Origin of the sequence: Wolbachia endosymbiont (group B) of Ischnura elegans (assembly GCF_947251585.1) — a bacterium.
In the GTDB taxonomy this organism is placed as follows: domain Bacteria; phylum Pseudomonadota; class Alphaproteobacteria; order Rickettsiales; family Anaplasmataceae; genus Wolbachia.
This window is the reverse complement of sequence record NZ_OX366371.1, coordinates 788,152-811,182: the sequence shown is the minus strand read 5'-3', so window position 1 is coordinate 811,182 and position 23,031 is coordinate 788,152. Positions and strand designations below refer to the sequence as shown.

Below are 23,031 nucleotides of genomic sequence, written 5' to 3'. Positions count from 1 at the left end.
TTTTATTAAACTCTCTACTCTAGTAATTTTAATATTGCAATCCATTCTAATTTCTGTATAATGCCTTTTTTACATAAATACTTAATAGGGGGGGTTAATGCCAACACAGAAAGAGCTTCGGGATACGATGTCCAAAAAATTACAGGAAGCTATTAAACATCCAGATCCAGCAGTTGTTGCCGGGAGGAAGTCAGCTATCAAGAGATGGGTGGGAGTCCTTCAAGATAATTTTATGGAGCACATAAAATACTTTAAGGGTGATAAGTTGAAGTTTTTGCACAATGTATTTCAAGATGAAGGTTGCTGGTCAGGTGTAAGGTTGGATAATGCTGCTTTAGGTCAAAGGTTTACTGAAGAAAAAATAGGTGGAATAGATAATCCACTTCGCAAATATGAGATGGCTTGTAGTTACTGTGTAGTGGATAAAATTCATCCACTCTTTCAAAAAGCATTTGAATCCTACAAAAATGGATTTTCTTCTGATGAACTTGATAGTAGAGGTAATCCTATAACTGATGAGTACATACGAAACTCGCTTTTGGGTGGCATTGGAAGGAAAGGTCCTGTATTTGATTTCTGGATTGATAGAGAATCTGGGGAATTAAAGAAGTATGATGCAGTAGAAGGCTTTGACAGTGCTGTAAAACTTAAGTGGAGTGAAGGGGTAGAGTATTTTTATAATCATTTAAAAGAAGAAGATAAGGAAAAGAAGCTTACAGAAGCTATTCTTGCTCTTTCTCGTCCTCAATCTGTTGAGAAAGATGCTCCTATTTTAGATTTTTGTGTAAGGAATATAGCTGACAAAGATACTCTTTTACAGAAATTATCACAGAAAGATAAAGGAGTATATTCCCTTTTTGCTGAATTAATAGAGTCATGTTTTTTTGATACGGTTCATGATTTGGTACAGTGCTGGTGTTATAAAGAAGTTTCAGCAGGAGGAGACCATTCAGAGAAAATATTCTCACAGCGAGACTATGAGCTTTTTCTTTCCTCTCTTTCAGACACAATGTTGAAAAATCCTGAGTTAAGCGTTCAAGCTAGATCCCTTATTATGGAGATTTGGCAGTGTGGCAGTTTTAGTGAATACAAAAAGGCTGCTATTATTAATACTTCGAATGGTAGAATTCCTATAAAGGGTGTACTTGCAGAATTGATAGTTAACTGGAAACGAGAAGACATTGATAAGCCTGACGAGGAAAAAGAAATAGAGGAAAAAGAAATAGAGAAAAAAGAAATACTAGATATGATGTTATTCGCTAAAAATAGCTTTCCTGAAAGATTTGAATTCTTTAAGGAAAAGATAATAAAAAACCTTAGATTATGCGGTAGGGAAGGCAAGAAAGTGAATGTAGATTATGGTCTATTTGCAGAAGAGTTGTTCTCTGAGTTAGAGAAAACAACTTTGCCTCCTGTAGGTGATGGTCCTTGTAGTAATTTGCGGTCACGATCTAAAGCTCACGGCAGTAAGAAAACAACTTTCCCAGTGGATGATAGTCCGCAGTCTGAGCTTGGAACTCCTAGTGTAAGTGGTGTTTCTTCTTATAAGAAAAAAAGCGTCTTTACGCTTAGTGGTAATAAGTAATCCACTTATGAACTCTTGGTGTTTCTGGTCGTAGTAAATAAGGGGTATTTTGTATGAGTAATGGTGATGGGTTTGTCAGAAGTTTAGTGGATGGAGATCTTGAAGGGTTCAGACAAAGATTTGAATCTTTTTTAGATAAATGTCCATCTTTCTTGCATTATGTGAATGCAGGTCGTTTTCTTCCTATATGCTTTTTTAGTATGTTTGCTACTGCACATGATGCTAATATCTTAAATGCAAATGAGAGAGTCTATTTTCGTTTTGATAACCATGGTGTTAATCCACGTAATGGTGAAAATCGAAATACAGGAAACCTAAAAATTGCTGTTTATCGTGACGGACAGCAAGTTGTCAGATGCTACAGTATTTCTGATCGTCCTAATAGTGATGGGTTAAGATTTAGTGAAAGGGAGAGAGATTTTCTAGTACAAGAAATTATACGGCAAAATCAAGGTTTAATGGAAGAAGACCTAAATTTTGAGCAATACAAAGTATGCATGCATGGAAAGGGCAAGAGTCAGGGAGAGGCAATTGCAACAGTATTCGAGGTGATTCGTGAAAAGGATTTTAGGGGTAGAGATAAATTTGCCAAATATTCAGCATCTGAGGTTCATTTCTTGAGGCAACTCTTTAGAAATCACGGATTAACAATTAAGGAAATAGGAGGAAGACAACTTAATCAAAATCAGCTCAGACAACTTGGTAGGTCAGTCAATTTTACACGAGTAGAACCAGGTCAGCAGAGGATTGACAACTTTATGGAAATGCTAGCAAGTAACCAAAGACAAGATGTAAGGGATTCTCTCCGAGGAGATATTTTAGAATATGTAACTGATACCTATAACAATTATAGGGCACAGATAGAAAATAATATTGAAGGTCGCAGTCAAAAGTTTGAGAATCATGGGTTTTTATTAGGTTTCTTAGCAAATTTTAGTCATCGCTACGCAATAGGCGTCGATCTTGACTTATCTCCTAGAAACTCACATGTTGCATTTCTTGTACGTCATCAAGTAGAAAGAGGAAATATTCCTATTGTTATTAATCTTGCTACAAGGGCACCGTCCTATATCGCATTAAACCGCGCCAGAAGTCACGCTGAAAGATTGCATGTTTTTTCATTTATACCTATCCATACTGAATCAAGAAATACTGTCTGTGTTGGATTAAATTTTAATTTAAATCTAGATCCTTTTAGTGTTGATACATTAGGGCTTCAACAGGATAGATTTCCTTTAGTACAAAGATTATTTGAGTGTTTGGAGAATGAAGGAATTAGAGAAAATATTAGAGATTTCTTGCTTCACCATCTTCCTGCTGAAATACCAAGAAATGCAGAGAATTATGATAGAATATTTGATTGCATAACTGGTTTTGCTTTTGGGAATAGTGCTTTTGATAGAGAGTATTTAGAGCTGGAAGAAGGAGAAGATCGAGTACGTGTAAGAAAGTATATATTTAGATATGGTGACGGAGATTTAAGAAGACATACTTTAACTATGGTCTTTCATGCTGAAGGTTCTGATATAGTTATACTTCATATTAGAGCTCACGATGCGCAACAACAAGGAGCCATCAATTTACAGACTCTTAATGTTAATGGAAATGATGTTCATGTGTGGGAAGTTTCATGCACACTTAATAATCAACTTGAACTAGATATTGATCTACCAAATGACCTTGGTTTATATCACGATTACCAAAATAATAATGCAAATAATTTTCTTGCTGGTGATCTTGTACAAGTGCCCAATACTGAAAATGTACATAATACTTTAAATCAAGTTGTGAATGATGGCTGGAAAAATATAGCTCAGCATAGAGGATTATTTCAAGAGATCTCTGGAGCATTGATGCCGCTTGTGGATACAATAAATGTTAATAGTGAGGATAAGTTTCGTTCTATACTACATGGTACATTTTATGCTAGTGATAATCCTTATAAAGTGCTTGCTATGTATAAAGTTGGTCAAACATATAGTTTGAAAAGGGGGCAGGAAGAAGAAGGAGAAAAGGTAATACTCACAAGAATTACAGAACAGAGATTAGATCTTTTATTATTAAGACAACCTAGAGAGAATGACCTAGATACTCACCCAATTGGATATGTGTTAAGACTTGCTAATAATGCAGAAGAAGTAGGACAACAGCAAAATGATGCGAGACAAGAAATCGGAAGACTTAAGAAACAACACAGAGGATTTATACCTATTACTTCTGGAAATGAGGTGGTTTTATTTCCTCTTGTATTTAATGCAGGTGCAGGGAGAGTAGAAGGTCTTATATCTATTCCAGAAGGAATAGGAAGAGAAGAGTATGTACATATACTTGATCGTGGTGGTCGTGACTCAAGACCAGGAGGATTAGTGGGACCTGAAAGTGTTATTGATGAGAATCCACCAGAAGGTCTATTATCAGATCAGACTCGTGAAAACTTTAGGCGTTTTTACGAAGAAAAAGCACCAGGACAAAATTCGATTTTTTTGCTTGATATAGGCGACAATCTACATGTTCCGTTTAGTTACTTGCAAGGTACTAGAGCACAGGTAATAGAAACATTAAAGTCAAGAATAAGGGGAGGTGGTACTCCTACAGCACAAGGAATATTACAACAAATAAATGCTATCCTTCGTAGAAACAACGCTCGTGAGATAGAAGATGTGCGTGATCTACTTGCACTAGACTTTGCAACAGATAATCAAAATTATCGTTATTGGCTACAAACTCATGACATGTTTTTCGCTGCACGACAATATACTTTCCTTGATAATCAATCTCATTCAACTAATGATCATTATGGTTTTGAAATAACTTCAGTAGGAGTCGATGGAAATCAAAATGATCCAACAGGTAGGGGCTTATTAAGTAGTCACATAACTAACTTTAAACAAAAAGTAGATTCGGGTGAAAAAGATAGATTAATTGCTATTATTAATGTAGGTAATCGTCATTGGGTTACATTAGTTATTGTACACCAAAATGGAAATTATTATGGGTATCATGCTGATTCACTTGGTCCAGATAGTGGTATTGACAATAATATTCGAGGAGCTTTAAGAGAATGTGATATTAACGATGATAATGTCCATAATATTTCCGTTCATCAGCAAACAGATGGCCATAATTGTGGCATATGGGTATACGAAAATGCTAGGGATATTAACCAAGCTATTGATCAAGCTTTACAGGGAAATAATAACTTTGGAGAGAAAGGTGAAGGTATTATAGGTTATATACGTGGTCTTCTTAGTGCAGGCATTGGAAATGACACTAGACAACCTCGAAGAAATGAACAATACTTTGAAGATCGGAGAAGAGATATTTCACAATTACTCCAAAATGATCCTAACTTACCTTCTCGCCGGAGTGATTTAATTCAAGCTCATCCAGGAATTCAACATGAAATTGATCCATTACTATTACAATTTTTAGGACTCCAATACCCACAGCGTGGAGGTGGAGGAGCATTACAATTAGGCGGAGAAAGAGTGATATCAATTGATTTTGGTAACCCGCAGTCTGCATTAGATAAAATTGATGGAGTGAGTAGAGTTTATGACCATAGCAATGGTAGAGGTAGTAGGTAGAAGTTAATAGGTGGATGAAGTTTTCTTTACTCTATATTTACGCATTGGTTGTAATCGGTCTTCTAGGTTGTTTCTGCATATTTTATCTTACTATTACCCACAAATATAAATGTTTGTTGCGTAGCTCTTAATGGCATAACTTTTGCTTGAAATAACTGTTTATATGGTGCAATTTACAGCTTTTAGTTGCTAAAATTATAACTCTTAGTTTAATAATTTTAATCCAATAAGCTTTCAGGTTAATAAAATTAAATTATTTGAGTAAATACAATACTATGTTTTTATTTGTGGGTAATAGTAAGATATTTTATGGTGGTGTTTATTAACAATAATATAGAAGACTATTATTAAGACTCTTGTCCGTAAAGCACCTTCATTTGCTCCTCTCATGAGAGTGATATTTCCTTCAAATCAGCTAGTTTTAGATGCTGAGGTTGTGTGCCGTTTAAAATGGCTTCCTTAATTTTGGGTATCAAATAATTTAAACGTAAGACCCATTGTAAAAGATAAGATTTAATTTGAAAGAAAAATTGATGTGGTTAAAACTTGACCTTGCGCAGTATAGGAATATTTTTTATAAAAAGAACAATATCGATTTGAAATGTAAAATTATCATAAATTTTTCTTTTTATTCTCAAATGAATTACTATTAATTCAGTAAACTATATTATTAATATCTCAAGTAAAATAACCATTTTCAACACCCAAAACCAAGGACGGTGAGAAGTGTTTTTCTTGGGATGGCATGGTCTACCAAATGATACATACGAACTTTTCTACATAATAATTCTACTATACCGTAAAGGTAGCTATATTAGCCTACTTCAGCTAAATTCACATATGAACTACTTTGCCTAAGCTTATGAAAATAATTTAAATCTTCTATTTTTACAACCCTATTTTTACGTAACACGTTCTCACAAATATATGACCTTTTTTGCAATCTTAGGAAGAGTCAATAATTCAATTCTTTATAACACTAGCTAGCATGGTATCTTCACTAAAATATTTTTTTAAAAAGTTAGTTGACTTATAAATAATTCTCTACTAATACTGGCATGTGTTTGTTTATTCTGCTGAAGTGGCTCCGCAGATTACTGTATAATCTTCAGCAGTTTTTCCACTCTCCTTTAAAGCATCATATTCCTATATATTAAATATAGCTGATGTTCTCAATTTTGTTGATCTATAGTAAAATTCGCTAAAACTTCCAGTAATAAACAACTTTTAACCTAGCAGTACTCACCATAAAAACTTAACAAAAATATGAGTAGTAAAAAGATTATGTTGAAATTAGCTTGACACATACTACACATTCTATATAATATATTCTATATCTAGGGCTAGCAGGTAATATGGGTATAGGGTCAGTAAAATATATTTCAGAACCTATCAGTGAACAAAGTAAACACACTGATGAGCAAAAACTGAAGTGTGACCTAAGCGCTGGACAAGAGTGTTCAGAAATAGGTAGCCCAAAAACAGAAGCAACTGAATTACCAGTAGATAGTTATTATGAATTCATTAAGCGAGATTTATTTTGGGCTGATAGAAGTTTGATAGATGATAAAAAATACTTAGAGGATTTAATAGATGAGTGGCTTATTCATGCACCTAACTTAAAACTGGAAGAGAGTCAAAAAGAGTTAAATCAAAAATTACTCAATAGTATTATAAAAGATTTTAATATGGGAAATTATGACTCATTTTCAAATCTTAAGCAATTTTTAGAAAGTAACGAGAAAAATAAAGACCTGAAGTACGTTCTTAATCTAAAAAGAGGGCATCTAGGAACAACAGTATTGAATGTGTTTGTCGCACACGATGAAGCCATTCATCCTCTTCTCAAAGCTGGTGCTGATCTAAATATGCAGGATAATAAAGGTAAAACACTTTTGCATGATACTGCTATTTATTCCAGTGAGTATGAAGGTCTAAAGTATCTCTTAGATGCAAAAACTGATCCAAATATACAAGATAAAAAAGGTAATACACCTTTACACTATTATGCTGCTAATTGTAATGATTATAGCAGAAAGGTTATGGATTTACTCATAAGCAAAGGAGCTGATTTAAACATAAAAAATAACAATGGAAAAACCCCACTGCAAATTGCAATTGATAGCAACAATATTATAGAGTGTTTTTTAACTGACAACCAAAAAAAGTTAAGAGACCAACTACGTAAAATGGTTAAAGCTACAGATTCTGATGAAGATTGGGATAATCCTTATGGTCCAGGTGTTGAAGATCTGAAAAAGTTTTTAGATAAACATAAAAATAACCAAGATTTAAAGATAGTTTTAAATGTTAAGGGTGATAGTTCAATTTGGCCGTTTTGTCAATTTCCTGATGTAAAAGCTTTACTCTTAAAAGCAGGAGCAACTGACTTTGTAGGTAATAAGCAAGATAATTGTGAAAAATGTGATAGTCTCTTATCAGAGATGTATCAAACAAATCAACTTGCTAAGCTAAATAAATTTTTGAGTAAGGTAGTAAAAGCTAAAAGCATGATTGAACTACAGGAAGTTGTAAATGAGATTATAGCTTCTGGAATGAGATTAAATTTTGCTAAAGACAAAGATTATTACTTTGCAGATCACGTACTAGAAAAAATTGCTAAGTTAGAAGGAAGCTATGGAATTGCCAGTGATATAGTATGTGCATTAATATCGAGAGGAGCAAAGTTAAAAAACTCAGATAGTTTAAAAGTCATTGATACAATAGAACGAGAGTTTAAAGATCATAAAGCTAATGTAATCAAGGCTCATGTAGAGTACATTAATTATGCTGAAGAATTTTTTAGAGTTGCAAAGGATGCTACCAGTGGTCAACTGTGTGATGGAAAAATCGATAACAGTGTATCTTACTTAGAATACTCAGAGGATAGTATAATAGATGTTGCAAAAATCACAGATAGAACAAGGAATTTAGGAATACCTCAAGGAGAAAAAGGATATGGAAGGAGTGTAATAAAAATTGGCAAAAGTGAGGTGGAAATTATAACCCAAGATGGCATAAGGAATTACACAGATCTTACAGAATGCAGCGATATAGTATTAACTTTCTATACCAGTTTGGGAAATATAGACGTTAGACTGTATCCTGACGTACAAGATAAAAGCAAAATTATAGTAGAAGTGAGTAATAGAGAGGAAGTATTGGAAAAATTCAAAGGTCATGAAGAAGAATTAGGCGAGGATTGTGCACTTGGTGATTATGATGTCTACTATGCTATTGAACAGGGATATTTTGAAAGGTCTGGAAAATTAATGCATCCTGAAGTAATAAGCGAGTCTAACAACAAATGGACAGAACGTGAAGAGTTAAGAAGGGATTCTATGGAGGAAATTGCTAGAAGGCATAAGTTATCACAAGATTTACGTAATATTGAATCTAGTATTGTTAAAAAGGAGAAGAGCTTTGACATAAAAACTCATCTGATAGATATCTTTAAAACTCTGTCTAGGTTATCTGGAGAAAAAGAGAATATTTCTAAAATAGATTTAGTTAACGCGGCAGAAAGAGAGAGTAAAAGATTGGGACTAGAAGGTAGATACAATTGGGATGGGATTTTTAATTTAGAGAAAGAATTTACTGAAAAGGCAGAAAAACAATGTGATAAAGAGCAAAAATCAAACATACCTGATGATTTTTATGTAGGGCATGCAATCAATAATGGAAGCTGTTTTTTTGATTCATTCAGACAAAGTCTAGAACAACAGAAGGGAATCAAAGTCACTGTAGGGCAGTTAAGGAATGAGTGTAAGAGGTTTGCGCAAGACAATCCTCCAGAGTGGTTTATAAGTAAAGTTCGCAATGACTTTGATGAGGTTGAAGGTAAGTTCGTAAATCGTGGAATTACGTGTGACCAATATATCAATAGCATTGGAAAGAATGAATTTTGGGGACGTTCCGATATCGAGGGCAGAGTACTTTGTGGTAAGTATGGTGTGAAATTGCATGTTGCAGAGAGTAACCGATTGCACACTATTGATAAGCAACAAGATCCGTTCTTGCATCAGTTAATAGATAGCTCAGGATCAAAAGCAGGTAAGATAGATTATAGTCACAATAGTGTCCTACATATGATAAATGGAGGCCATGATCATTTTCAACCCTTACTTTATAGAAATAAGGCCTTGGCAAAACAAACGCAAGAACAAAAAGATTCCTTATGCTATTCAAGCTTGCCAAGCTGTAGTATGGATGAGTTAAAGATAGAAAAAGCATCTCATCAACAGAAGGCACTGCTTGTAAGTAGACCATAGCTTTGTATATGATTTGTTACACAGCAATGATGGGAGAAGTTTATTTAGTAAGTTGAAAAAGAAACTATTTTATTTAAAAAGTTTACTTAATGTTTATGGATTTTCAAGTACACTCTCAGATTCAAAAGGGGCTATAGATTGCTCGACATGTACTATTTCCTGGAGTTGTGTGCTGAAGTTTAGAGTATTGCCTTTTTTGATGTTTAAAGAATTTTCCTCTAAATCTACTATTACAATATGCAGCTAAAATTGGATACATCTTCTACCATTGTTGCACCTAATATGCTAAAATCTTCATCACTTATATTGATTTTCTACATAATTGATTTTGTAACATTTATTTGCTCTTCTATATCAATTTCAACATCTTTTTGTGTGGCCCTTTGTAGTAGCTCCTTTTGCAATAACCTTTTTTAATTTTCTGGCACATACTTTTTTCGATGTTTTTTCATATTGTTATTTTTATAAACGTTACGACGCTGAGCCGTAAAATTTCTCCCTTTGCTCACTCCATAGCATCGGTATTTCTCTCAAATCAGCTAGCTTCAAGGCTCTTGGCTGTCTCCCATTTACTATGTCTTCTTTAATCTTTGGTGCTAAATAGTTCAACCTCAAAATTTGCTGTATACGTCTTGTACCTATATTAATTTTGGCACTCAGCTCTTTCACACTTTCGTATTTTCCTTCCTCCAGTTGCCGTTTCCACAGGTGGGCTCTTACCACTGCTTTGAGTAACGCATTATTTGTTTTTCCTTCTGGTTCTACTACTGTGCATTTATTTCCTTTCTTTTTTAACCACATTGGTATAAATTCCACCTCATCCTCTGAACTCATTTCTATTCCATCTTCTTTTACCATTACTCCCTTTATTAATTTTTTCACCATTTCTTTCTGTTCTCTGAAACTTAAATTTTTCCATTCTTCCGCTTTTTCTTGCCAATTTTTGTATAGGTGCTCTGCTCTCTTCATTACTTCTTTTTCTACTTCTCCTGCTACTATATTCCGACTCTTTGACGCACAGCTTTTTCCAACTAAATGATTGTTGCATATGTAATATCTATACCTTTTATTCTCTTTTTTTGCGTACGTCAGCGTCATATTTGCATCACAGCTCTTGCACTTAATTATTCCCCTAAGCAACGCTTCCTCATATTTTGCTTTTCTATATGGCTGATCCTTTATCAATTCCTGCGCTTTTTGCCATTTTTCCTCTTTTATTATTGCTTCATGCTTTCCCTCATACTCTTTCTCATAATGCCGTATTTTTCCCATATATATTGGATTTGTTATTATTCTTCTCACCGTGGCCTTTTTAAAGATATCTGATTTTGTTCTGTAACCTTGGCTATTTAACTCCCTTGCCAACTCTGCCATTGATCTCAGCTCCAAATATCTTTCAAATATATGTTTCACTGTTTTCGCTTCTTTCTCATTTATTATTAATTCTTTATCTTTTACATCATACCCTAGCGGTAAAGTTCCACCCATCCACAATCCCTGCTCCTTTGATGTTGCTATTTTGTTTTTTACTCTCTCTACTATCATTTCTCTTTCTAGTTGTGCTGCTCCTGACAATACTGTTTGTACAAATTTTCCCATTGGCGTATTATTGTCAAATATCTGTGTTACTGCTACAAAATTTACTCTATGTCTTCTAAAAAATGATGTTACTTCGATGCTGTCTTTTGTTTCTCTTGATAGTCTGTCTAGTGTGTACACTACTACACAATCTACTTCTCCTTTTTTTACATCTTCAAACAATTCCTTTATCGCTGGTCTTTCTAAGTTCTTTCCTGAGAAACCTCCATCGTCGTACCTTTTGGCCAATGCTACCCAGCCTTCTCTGCTCTTTATGTACTTCTCACATGCTACTCGCTGCGCATCAAGACTGTTAAACTTTTGTTCTAGACCGTCTTCATTTGACTTTCTCGTATATATTCCACATCTTATCCCTTTACACATTTTCCCTTCTCTTTTGATCACGCAAACCAAATAGGAGCGGCCCATTGTAACTCATTCCCATTATTTTTCCGGCTACTGCTGACAATGACGTGAAAAATTCTTCTCTGTAGATTAAACCCTTATCTGTTACCATTACTGCATGCGTCTCTTCCCCTCTCTCTAGTATTAATTCTGTCCCTTCTACTGGTAATTTATCGCTACTTATTCTTTTTCCCTTCTCTAGTCGATCTGCCAGATGCTCTAGTCTTTTTGTCCCCTTTCTTGACATTTCTCCATACGCTTTTTCCTGTATTCTATAAGCTAATCTTGGTATCAGATATTTCTTTGAGTATCTAGGTGCTTCTTCCTCATATACCTTCTTCCATATTTTTCTCAGTTCTGCCAACGCTTTTTTCTCTAAATTCATTACTTTCTTTTCTGTTTCTTCCTCCATATTTTTAGCCTCTCATAAATAGCTTTTCAATCCTGTCTGTTTCTTTCTTTAATACCTCGGTTATCTCTTTACTATTTTTCGCATAATCCATTGCTATCATTCCGAACTTATCTTCTTGCTCTATTTCTGCTCCTGCTTCCACTAACTCTTTTACTATTTCTACTTTCCCCACCATACATGCAAGGTGCAATGGAGTGCATTTATTTTCATATTCTTTCGCATTTACATTCCCTCCTGATTTTATTAATTCTCTCACGGTTTCTAGATATTTCTCCGTTACCGCTAAGTGCAGTGCTGTGTATCCTTCTACATCTGCTGCATTCACATTCGCTCCTTTTTCGATTAATAACCTCACTGTTTTTGCGTCTACTGCATAATGTAGAACTGTTCTTCCATTCTCGTCTCTTTCATAAATATTTTTACTTGAGTTCTCTAATAGTGACTCCTCTTTTTCTTTTTTACTCATAATCTACCTCACCTTTTCTTTAAATTTTAACCCCTCTTTTAGGCCTTCTTTCTCACCACCTCATCTATCATTTCGTTCACTTGGCTCATTATCTTGCTTGCTAAATTTTGACATTCTTTCTTTATTAGCGATTTGTCTCTCTTCCTTATTTCTCCTATCTCTATTATTTTTAGCTCCGGCATGTAGCTTCCATTCAACATGTCTGCTATTTCTCCCACTAGCCCCTCTATTCCATAGCACGTCAGTTCTCTACTTTTTGTTATTCCTCCTTGTTCTCTCAGAAACTTACTCGCCTTTCCATTCTCTTCGCTATTCCATGAACAATACTTTTCACTTTCCCAGATGTAATACATTGGTGTTGCGCCATATTTATTCAGTTGATTAACCTCAGCCCCTGCCTTTACCAGCTCTTTTATTATTTCAACTCCTGCTCCTCCCATTTTACACGCAGAGTGCAATGGCGTACATCCGGCGATGTATTGAGTGGCATTTACTTCTGCTCCTTCCCTTAGCAGCACTTTTACATTTTCTAAGCTTTTTGCGAATACTGCACAGTGCAGAGGTGTATAACCATTTTTATCTCTTGCATTGATCTCTGCTCCTTTTTTTATTAAGAACCTCACTGTTTTGTAATCAGAGATTTCTACTGCTTGGTGTAATATCGTCTCTCCTTCTTCATTTCTTTTATTAATGTTTTTACTTGATACTTCTTTAAAAAACTTACTAAAAGATTCTTTGCTAAACTTCATACTTACCTCACAAAATTAGCTTTTCTAGCGCCAGATAAATTTCTTATATTTACCTGCTACTATTCAAGTCATGTCCTTTTTAGCATGAGAAAGCAAGTCTTTTTCTTTTTATTTCATACACTTTTACCTATTATTAATATAATATATGAGGATCTAAATATAAGTACTTAACTTATTACACATATTGCTTGACTATCTTTCCAACTTCTGTGCAAATGTCGATGTTCGTGCCATTTCAGTACTCCTGGGTAAAACACTAAAATGTAATTTTCTAATTCGTGTATTGAGTCTTTCTGCTCTGAATCTAAATCGTTCTCATACCTAATATTGTGTTCTGCTATAACGTATTCTACTATTTTTTGGTCAATGAAGTTCTTTGTTTGATAAAAATGAGTAACGCCAAATCTTTCTAAAATTGGTTTGTGTTTTAAATTCCAACGTTGCCCTGAAAGTTTATCGTTTCCCAATACAAATTTATTCCCTCTTTCCTCTACACTACCAACTGGAAAACATGCGTTTATTTCTCCTAAATTCCAACTGTTGTAAGTTAAAAATATGATATAAAGGAGATAAGAGGGAAGATAACCCTACTCACTATAGGAATAGAGTTATCACGGGCGTGTGCGACCGACCAACTGTTGGTATTATAACCGTTCGGATCAAGGTACACTAGCCCATCTCTCGATACGTTTGAATAGTTGCATGGGACATATGTATGCACCCGTTTACAATCTTAAATTAATTAAAACTAATCGAGGTTATTATGATTACATCTTATCAAAATTTTATTGGCATTGATATCGGAAAATTTAAAAATGTTGTTGCAGTTCACAAACAGAAGAACGCTGTCGAATTCGACAATGATACTGCTGGCTGGCAACAATTGTTTCAAGATTTTTCAAATATCTTACCTAATTCTTTAGTAACTCTGGAAAACACTGGAAAATATGAGCTTGGCTTAGCACATTTTCTTGTTGATAAAGATATTGCTGTACATCGAGCTAATACTCGCAAAGTAAAAAGCTTTGTTCTATCTCATGGAACTTTAGCAAAGTCTGATCAATCAGATGCAAGAGCCCTTGCTCAGTATGGGTTTGAACGCTATAGTACTCTATCTCTATTTGCACCTATGTCAAAAGAACAAACAACCTTAGTTGCACTTTGTCAACGTCGTGATGACATTACAAAAATGAGAGCTCAAGAGAAATCTAGGCTTGCAGCACCTGAAAACGACCATATAAAAGAAAGCTGTCAGAAAACTATTGAATTCTTTAATAGCCAGATAGATGAGCTCAACAATACCATACAAAAAATTATTGATGAGAATCCAGAGTTACAAAAGCGCCAAAAAATCCTTAAAACAGTTCCAGGAATAGGTGCAAAATTATCTCAAGATTTTCTGTGTCTAATGCCAGAACTTGGTTATGTAAGTAGGGGAGAAATTGCAAGTCTTGCTGGAGTTGCACCTCATCCGAAAGAAAGTGGTAAAACTATTGGTTATCGCAGAATAAGTGGTGGCAGAAGCAACGTTCGTGAAAAGCTTTTTACAGCTGCGATGTCTGCTTCAAGGTCTAAGTCTGCGCTTGGTGCCTTCTATTCCTCTCTTTTACCCATAAGCATTGAACCAAAAGGAGCTCCAAGTCCTTTGGTAAAAGAAAAGCTCATTGTATCCACATATTTAGCATAATCTGCTAAAGCAATATTTGTTTCGACATGAGCATTAAATATTCTTGCACCGTCTAAATGAAGATTTACATTGTGAGCTTTTAAAAAGTGATATAACTCGACTTGTTTTTCAAAAGGATAAATTTTACCATTAAACCCGTTTATACTATTTTCTATAGAAACAAGACTCACCTGAGCAAAAATTTTGTACCTTGGCTTAGAATTAATAGCATATTCTACTTCAGCAACATCTAAGATTCCGCTATTATTTCTAATACAATTAAATACGATATTATTTACTTTTGCATTGCCTGCGCTATCGAAAAAATTAACGTGATAATTATAATGAGTTATTAGTTCATCACCAGGACTTGTTTGACTGGCAATGGCTAATCTATTTGCAAGCATACCGCTGGTTGCAAATAATGCTTCTTCTACTTTGAATAATTGTTTGCAATATTCTGATAAGTCATTACAGCTTTTGTCTTCACCATAAGCAAAATCTCCAACAGTTGCATTACTTATTGCATGTATAACGTTGGAGCTCTGCAGAGTTGTAGTGTCACTTCTCAGATCAATAATTTTTTCCATCTTATTTTTTGCCATTCAAACAACCAATTTGAGCATTCCAAAGTTCCTTGTAAAGACCTTGCTTAGAAACTAATTCAGCGTGTTTACCATCTTGGACAATTTTTCCTTTGTTAAATACTAGAATTCGGTCCATGTGTAAAAGTGTAGAAATACGGTGTGCTATAGTAATCGTAGTTTTATTTTTCATCAATTTGAATAAACTCATTTGAATTGTTTTTTCTGTTATAGAATCTAACTGACTAGTTGGTTCATCGAGAAATAATATTGGAGCGTTTTTTAAAAATGCCCTGGCTATTATTATTCTTTGTCTTTCTCCTCCAGATAGCTTGATGCCTTTTTCTCCGACTGTAGTTCCATATTGATCTGGTAGAGTCATAATGAAATCGTGAATACCAGCCAGCTTTGCAGCTCTCATTATTTCTTCGATAGTAGATTGAAGTCTACCATATATGATGTTTGCTAAAATAGTATCATGAAATAACAATGGGTCTTGAGGTATTACAGATATTTGTTGCCTCAAAGAACTCTGTGTAACTTCTGATACTATTTGATTATCAATCTGTATATTACCTTTTTTAACATCAAATAGCCTTAGGATTAAGTTTATAAAAGTAGATTTACCACCTCCAGAACAACCAACTAGACCTACTTTTTCGCAAGGATTAATGGTAACTGAGAAATCTTGAAATAATGACTCCTGACCTTCATAAGAAAAAGAAACATTATTAAACGTTATTTTTCCACTTAATAAATTTAATTCTTTAGCATTTTTCTTATCTTGAATTTCTGGTACGGTAGTTAAGATTGGCAATGCATCTGAAACTTTGCCGAAATGAGTAGAAAATTGCGTAAGATTCCTAGTTAGATGGTTAAGAAACTCTATAATCGATATATTAATTCCAAGTACAAGAGCTATATCTCCTATTGCGATCTTGTTCAATTGATAGTCATAAATTAAAAAGTACAAGTTTACTGCTTGGAGTATATCAAATGAATAGCCATATATAAACCAAAGACAAAAGTATGCCCATTGTAATTTTCTCTCTGCAATAGTTCTTTTCTTGCATATTTGAAAAAATTTGTGTCTCTCATGTGCTTGCTGAGAAAATAGCCTTACTGATATAACATTTAAAATACTATCTGCTATACTAGCTATTACTTGTGAATTTTGTTTAGAGTAATTATCAGCTAGTTCAGTAAGTACACGAAAGCTGAAAATCGATACTAAAATAAAAATGCTTACCCAAGTGAATGTAGCGATTGCAAATTTTATGTTTACTAATGATAAGGTATAAATAGCTAAGACTAATGCTATGCTGTAACCGAAAAAACAATCTATAAGCAATCTTATTAACTCTATCACACTATCCATTAAGCTACTGACCTTATGTACTAAGCTTCCAGATAAATTGTTCTGATAATAGGAATGGTCTTGTTGGAGTAGTCTACAAAAAGATATATCAGCTATCTTTTGACGCATTAAGGTAAACATTCGAATGTCAACAAAATAGCCATAGAATCTAAAAGCAGTAGTGATAAGTAATGCCATACCAAGATAAGCGCTTACAGGTAATAAAAGATTCTCAATTACATTACCTTCCTGATATTTTACAGCTGTATCTAGAATATTTTTTACTAAATACTTTCTAAAAGACAAATCAACAGCTACCACCAGGGCAACTAAAGACATTATAAGTACATTAAGTTTGAATTTAGATACTATATTCAAGATGAACATCAATACACATTTGAAGCTATCAACTCTACTTCTGTTCATTTATAATGCTAGCTCCACTACGTTGACTTTTTTATTGAGAAATACAAGTAGTGAAAACCATAAATTTTTGTATATTTTTCCTGAGATGTCTCCAGCATCATGTAGTGCTGATGCTCGATTCAGAATAAGTAGCTTATATAAATCTCGCTTAGCCTCAGTAGTGTCGATCTCAGAAATATTTGTAGTTGTGTCTGTAATAAAGGCTAACCAGCTCTTGATAAGTTCTTCCATGTTTTTTGCTTTTACACTTTCCTGGTAGCCAAACAATGACAAGCATTCTCTCAGTACAGATTCTGTTAACTCACCACAATTGAGTATACCAAAAACTGAAGGCTGAGGTTTTGGCACATAGGGAAGATCTTGATCTTTTACAATCCACCTTGTTACATAAGCAAATCTATCTTTAGCATCTGTATTCTTATCACTACCATGCCATAACCGTGAATCAAAAACTATCCCATCTCCTGCTGAAATAGGTAGTGACTTAATTTTGTAATTTTCCCGATTGTTTGAGTACTGATCAAAAAAATATGGGTACCAAAAATCAACTAAAGGCTGTATTTCCCATTTATGACTGTTTTCTATAATTTGCAGTGCACCTGAAGTTTCACTTACATTATTCAAAGCTAACCAAACAGAAAAGTGGTAAGGATCATTGAAACTATAGGAGATGTCTTGGTGGAAGGGAACTGCATCTATTAAATCAGCAGTTTTACATATAACATTTGATTTTTTCTGCAGTATCTGACACTGAAGTGACTTTTCAAGGTAATTTTTAATAATTTCATCTAATGCTTGAGAGATAATTCTAGTTACTTGAGATGACGTGCCCCATCTGCCGGTACAGTTTAAGTAGTCAGAAGTTGAAACACTTAGTTCTTGGGATAGCTCTGATATCTTATTTGTTATATCACTTAAAGACTGAGTTATTAGCTTTAAAGGAACCAGATTTTTGATAATAAAAAAACCATTTTTTTGTAGTATTTCCATATGATTAATACCTGACATCAATGACTGATAAGTAATCTGTTAAAGGCACAACAGCAAAAATTTTGAATCCTTTTACTTGTTTTAATATTTTTTCCCAATCGCTTAATGTTCTTAGTTTACCTCCTGTTTCAACCATTACATTAATATCTACAGAGCCTCCAGTTGGAGAGCGGTAATCTAAAATAGTTTCTATCAATAAAATACGAGATATTCCTTTGACCAATTTTAAATAAGATAATACTTTATCATCATCATAATGCTGCAGAAAGCGGCAAAAGACACCTAATTCATAATTTGTAACTGATAGTTCTTCCTGAGTTATAAGTTTGACTTTTAAATTTTCTACTAACTGTCTTGGTACTTTATGTTCGTTATATAGGCCTATAGAACCTTTATTGTGTATATCAGAACAAGCAAGAAATAAAGAGTGTACACCAAATAGCAATATATTCTTAGCACCATCTATATTAATCCTAGAATTAAACTCTTTAGTATCAAACCTAGAATATCCTAGCAATGCTTGGTAAAACGCTATTTTCTTATCTTCTGATGCTTCTCTTTCCTTAAAAGATTCAAATGAAGAGATGGACTTCTGTTTTAGTATATCGGCAATCTTTAACCAATTCTTTTCAGCGGCAACTCTTGCCCACATCGTTGCTGCTTTTGGCAAAAATGGTATTTCCTTAAAACACTTACCTTTTGATGATAGTTGCCATAAGTCCTTGTCCTTATCGTAATCAATAAACCCTATTTCCCACAACGCCCTTAACAGCCTTTCTAGATTTGGTACGATAATGTTTAACTTTTTAGATAAAACTGGCATAGTTGCAGGTAAAATATTTAACAAATCAAGTTCAATAGCAACGCTTGTTAGGTAAGTTTTCCAAAAGGCTGAAAGTTCTGCAGAAATCCTATGCACTTGAGATTCTTTACCTAAATCAAAAATACTAAACTTTACATTTCCGGTAATATTGATTTGTCCTAACACACCTTCAAAAGTTTCAACCTTTGCCATGCCATTATAGAATGCTTCTACCATTTTAAATCTCTGCTGGTAAACAGGATCACCATTAATATCTATATGAAACCAACCATGTTGATCTTCTGCAATAGAATACCCTTTATGAAAAACATTAAGTTTTTTATACCATTTATTATGTACTAACTTTCCATGATGATTAATATGTGTAGCTTTGCCATCCTTATAGACTACAGAGATACCATCCTTAAAATCTCCAACATAATCATATTCCTCCTGATAAATTCTGTTGCCATTTAAATTAATATGAAAACATTTATCATGTCTTCTAACTACACAAGCATCTTCCTGATAATTTCCAATCCATTGATAAGACTGTTTGTATACTCTACATCCAGATGGATCAATATGGTAACACCCTGTATCATCTTCTACGGCTGCTCTATTAAAGTAGAATCCAAAAGTTTTCAGAAATCTATTATGATAAACTGCTTCTCCTCTTACATTGATATGATAAGCACCTGTCTGATCATAAACCGGTGCAAGACCAGGCTCATGAAATTTACCAACCTTTATAAACCTATTTTCATACAAAGGATTTCCTAGCAACTCGTGAAACCTCTCACACGGTGAAATTTTAATAGATTTAAGATTATCTTTGATTAATTGATCAAAGGTTTTCTCATGTTGCATGTTTTGCATAATTTATAATTTAAATAATTCTTTTGTAAGCTTAGGTACTCACTACTCTGCCATATTTCCTCGAGTTTAACCTCATTAACATTACCAAAATTTCCTAATGTCTTACGGAGTTCATCTGGAGCACAGCAAGGACTAAACTTTCCTTCATTGTTTATCCATGCTTCTTTACCTAAAAATGGGCATTGACCACCTGGAGCCAAATCCTTAATACCTTCTTGAGAAAGGATTGTGAAATTTTCTAATTTTATCTTTTTACCATTTGGTAATAGCATATTATCTCTAAGCTCATATAACCTTCTCACCTCTGTATTCCATCTACTAATTGCTAACTCATCTCTTCTCATAGATAGATCCTTAATTTCCTCAAAATGTGCCCAAAGATGATGTCCTTTAACTCTATCTATGCCATTTTTTATGGCCATCTTAACTATGTCATAGAGTTCATGTAAATTACTTTCCAAAAATGTTAATTGTAAAGTAACGGTACACCTTTCACCTGTATCGCTAAAGTATTTATCTCTAACTTCAAGGAAAGTTTTTAAATTTTCTGTCACTACTTCCCATTTTGAACCTTTCATGATTCTTTCATGAGTTTCTTTAGTTGCCCCATTCCAGGAAATCTTAACATCAGATAAAATTGGTACCAATAGTTCAGCCCATTTTCTAGCTCCTTTAATGGGAAAAGAACCATTGGTTGTGAGGTTAAGCTTAAGGCCGAACTCATGGCACAAATTGATTATTTCATCAAAGCTTTTATACATTAAAGGCTCACCCATAGTAGAAGGAATGATTTCCCTTAAAGGTGTGCCAGCTGCTTCCTTAATTACTTTTCTGATAGTTTCTATCGACAGTATCTTAGGTTTTATTCCTTTGGCTTTCTTATCTTCTTTAACTTTGCTGTATGGTGAGAAACATTCGCACATTATACAAGCAAAATTGCAGTAATCTGGATTAGTATCAAAAGTAATTCTCCAAGGACCAGGTTTCAAAGCTACTGATTTGCCTTTCTTTTCAATAGCATTACGGTAAATCTTGTTAAGTTTCTCAATATGCTCACTCATAGAAGGTATATTCCCATTTTCAGTATAAGGATAGCCTTTTTGGGTAAGTTTATTGTATAACTCCTGATTTGTAGATAGGACTTGCATTTTTTCTGACAAACTACTTGCATCTCTGTGCTTAAATAATAGTCCATCTCTTACATATTCTGCCATACCACCATAATCGGCTGTTATAACTGGTATTCTAAGTTGCTGTGCTTCATGTATTACTAATGGTGAATTTTCACCCCAAATTGAAGGAACGACTATTGCATCAACTTTATTAAATACGTCAGTAACTATATTCTTATTATCATAACTTCCCATCCACTCTATTCTTTCTTTAACAACAGGTGAAAACTGATCGGCAATCGCTTTTAAAGCTTTAGTTTCTTCTCTTGCTGCTCCCCAAATTCTAAGTTTTGCTTTAGATGATAAGTGAGAAAAAGCTTTCAATAATAGATTAACACCTTTTTCGGGAGTATGAGTACCAATATAACCGAAAATAAACTCTTTTTCTTGTGCTCTATTTCTATTCTTAAGACGATTGAGATCAAAACCATAATCAAGATAAGAAATTTTGTTTATCGGAACATAAAAATCCTGAGTAAATTTATCCATCAAGAATTTCGATGGGGAAATAAAGTAATCTATATAGTCTATTATTTTCCTTGTGTGCTTCATTCTAGTTGCAACCCATTGTTCCCAATAATTTATGTCTAAATTCAGGAATTCTTCATCTCCTGTAAAATATCCTTTGTAACATTGAGTTGCACATTTTTGATCCTTTTGTCCATCACAAAGCCGTAACAAATCTTCAGAATTGCGTTGAATAAACCTTCCTCTTGGACACATTAACCAAAAGTCATGTAGCGTAAAAATTGTAGGTATATTTTCTTTAAAAGCAATTTCTGGTAAAGTAATTGATAGATGATTAAGATGACCAAAATGTATAAGATCTGGCTGAAAGTTATCTATTACTCTTTTAAATTGTATATCTACTTCTTCATTGATAAATTTGTAACGATATTTAGCTGTGGGTATATTAATTAAATGCAGTAAGATTCGAGAGTCACTACTATCTAGGACTGTAGTGTAATAAAAATCAGGTAAAAAGCTATTTTCATACCTAGTAAATACTTGTACCTCATTGTTATTTGCTAGTTCATGAGCAAGAGTTTGGCTATAAACCTCTGAACCAGCACTATAATAAGGAGGGTAACCATGAATAACTTTTAATATTTTCATATATTACCATATCTATATTGTTAGGATGTTCTTGTGTATTGTTTTGTAGACTTTTTATAAATTTACTTAATCCTACTTCTAATGAATGTTTTGGAGACCAACCAAGTAGCTCTTTAGCTCTAGTAAAGTCACCATGGAACTTAGTTACATCAAAATTTCTTGGAGGATAAAAATCAATTCTAGAATCACTTTTCGTGACTTTTAATATTGTTTTTGCTAAGTTTTCTAAAGTACATGGGCTATTAGTAGTAAGATGAATAGCAGGAAGAGAAGATTTTTCGCTTTGTAAATATTTAACAGTTAAGCATATACCCTCTATAACATCATCCAAATAGGTAAAATCAAAAACACATTCTTTACCTTCTATTTTAATTGGATCACCTCTTAATGCATTAATACAGAGTGCAGGAATTACTCTACTGTTATGATCTAGTAAACCACCGTATACATTTGAAAAGCGTAATATTGCTACATTAAAATCTTTTGAACTTGTTATTTGTTCCTCAATAAATGCTTTACCTTTTGCATAATTATTTATTGGATCGATACTAGCAGATTCTGTAACTGGCAGTTCCTTCTGCTCTCCATAGACTTCCCTACTACTTGCATATATAAACCATGGTTTATTTGGAAGTGACTTACATAACCCTAAAAACCGCATTGTACCATCAACATTAATTTTTTGACACAGTGTAGGATAAAGTTCACCATGTATAACTCTAGAAATTGCAGCCAGATGAATGATTCCTGTACACTGAGCAAGTAGTGGTACTATATCTTCTGAAAAAAAACTGAGTGGATTATCGCGAAACCTAATATCGCAGCTTATTACTTCATGGCCTTGGTTTTCTAACTTTTTCACCAAGGTTGACCCTATCAAACCTGCAGCACCTGTTATTAATATCCCCATGTATACCCTCTACTACAACTAGGAAAATTTGTCATACCAATTATCTTACAAGTAAGAATTAAAGGGTATTATAAAA

The 23,031-nt window shown here is 33.8% G+C and carries 12 protein-coding genes and 3 pseudogenes; 4 read left to right on the top strand and 11 right to left on the bottom strand.

The genetic code is table 11. The features are described 5' to 3' along the window. The first annotated feature begins 97 nt into the window (after positions 1-97). From OPR58_RS04105 to OPR58_RS04095, 3 genes are all read left to right on the top strand, one after another. Entirely contained in the window at positions 98-1,585 is a 1,488-nt protein-coding gene (locus OPR58_RS04105) for a cytoplasmic incompatibility factor CifA (RefSeq protein ID WP_265023055.1), read from the top strand. 53 nt (positions 1,586-1,638) lie between these two features. Further along, positions 1,639-5,172: a cytoplasmic incompatibility factor CifB gene (locus OPR58_RS04100; RefSeq protein ID WP_320109900.1), complete on the top strand. Its 3,534-nt coding sequence runs from the start codon at positions 1,639-1,641 to the stop codon at positions 5,170-5,172. 1,355 nt (positions 5,173-6,527) lie between these two features. After that, positions 6,528-9,443 (top strand): ankyrin repeat domain-containing protein, encoded by a 2,916-nt coding sequence (locus OPR58_RS04095; RefSeq protein ID WP_265023054.1) that lies wholly within the window; start codon positions 6,528-6,530, stop codon positions 9,441-9,443. Between the two features lie 471 nt (positions 9,444-9,914). Here the strand turns inward: OPR58_RS04095 and OPR58_RS04090 are convergent, their stop codons facing one another. The 5 genes and pseudogenes from OPR58_RS04090 to OPR58_RS04070 all read right to left on the bottom strand — a co-directional run. After that, complete coding sequence (locus tag OPR58_RS04090) at positions 9,915-11,405, bottom strand: recombinase family protein (RefSeq protein ID WP_265022319.1); 1,491 nt, start codon at positions 11,403-11,405, stop codon at positions 9,915-9,917. Beyond that, positions 11,398-11,838: a DUF2924 domain-containing protein gene (locus OPR58_RS04085; RefSeq protein ID WP_265022318.1), complete on the bottom strand. Its 441-nt coding sequence runs from the start codon at positions 11,836-11,838 to the stop codon at positions 11,398-11,400. The genes OPR58_RS04090 and OPR58_RS04085 overlap by 8 nt, the downstream gene beginning before the upstream one ends. A 4-nt stretch (positions 11,839-11,842) precedes the next feature. Then, positions 11,843-12,304 (bottom strand): ankyrin repeat domain-containing protein, encoded by a 462-nt coding sequence (locus OPR58_RS04080; RefSeq protein WP_265022317.1) that lies wholly within the window; start codon positions 12,302-12,304, stop codon positions 11,843-11,845. 38 nt (positions 12,305-12,342) lie between these two features. Continuing rightward, positions 12,343-13,053 (bottom strand): ankyrin repeat domain-containing protein, encoded by a 711-nt coding sequence (locus tag OPR58_RS04075; protein WP_265022316.1) that lies wholly within the window; start codon positions 13,051-13,053, stop codon positions 12,343-12,345. Between the two features lie 167 nt (positions 13,054-13,220). Beyond that, positions 13,221-13,595 (bottom strand): annotated as a pseudogene (locus OPR58_RS04070) (phage tail protein); the annotation flags it as partial. A 221-nt stretch (positions 13,596-13,816) separates the two neighbouring features. On the opposite strand from OPR58_RS04070, the pseudogene OPR58_RS04065 reads away from it, so the two are divergent. Next, positions 13,817-14,660, top strand: a pseudogene (locus OPR58_RS04065) (IS110 family RNA-guided transposase); the annotation flags it as partial. On the opposite strand, the pseudogene OPR58_RS04060 reads toward OPR58_RS04065, so the two are convergent. From OPR58_RS04060 to OPR58_RS04035, 6 genes and pseudogenes are all read right to left on the bottom strand, one after another. Continuing rightward, positions 14,653-15,309: pseudogene (locus tag OPR58_RS04060) on the bottom strand (threonine aldolase family protein); the annotation flags it as partial. The pseudogenes OPR58_RS04065 and OPR58_RS04060 overlap by 8 nt on opposite strands. Before the next feature lies 1 nt (position 15,310). Further along, positions 15,311-17,086, bottom strand: a complete 1,776-nt coding sequence (locus tag OPR58_RS04055; protein ID WP_253303154.1) for an ABC transporter ATP-binding protein — start codon at positions 17,084-17,086, stop codon at positions 15,311-15,313. Beyond that, complete coding sequence (locus OPR58_RS04050) at positions 17,087-18,076, bottom strand: phytanoyl-CoA dioxygenase family protein (RefSeq protein ID WP_319803921.1); 990 nt, start codon at positions 18,074-18,076, stop codon at positions 17,087-17,089. It lies immediately after the preceding gene. A gap of 4 nt (positions 18,077-18,080) precedes the next feature. After that, positions 18,081-19,757 carry a WG repeat-containing protein gene (locus tag OPR58_RS04045; RefSeq protein WP_265022373.1) on the bottom strand — a complete coding sequence of 559 codons (1,677 nt, stop codon included), beginning with the start codon at positions 19,755-19,757 and terminating at the stop codon, positions 18,081-18,083. Then, entirely contained in the window at positions 19,718-22,045 is a 2,328-nt protein-coding gene (locus OPR58_RS04040; RefSeq protein ID WP_265022374.1) for a glycosyltransferase, read from the bottom strand. The genes OPR58_RS04045 and OPR58_RS04040 overlap by 40 nt, the downstream gene beginning before the upstream one ends. Beyond that, positions 22,002-22,955, bottom strand: coding sequence for an NAD-dependent epimerase/dehydratase family protein (locus tag OPR58_RS04035; protein WP_265022375.1), 954 nt, complete (start codon positions 22,953-22,955; stop codon positions 22,002-22,004). Before OPR58_RS04035 ends, OPR58_RS04040 begins: the two co-directional genes overlap by 44 nt. Between the last annotated feature and the right edge of the window lie 76 nt (positions 22,956-23,031).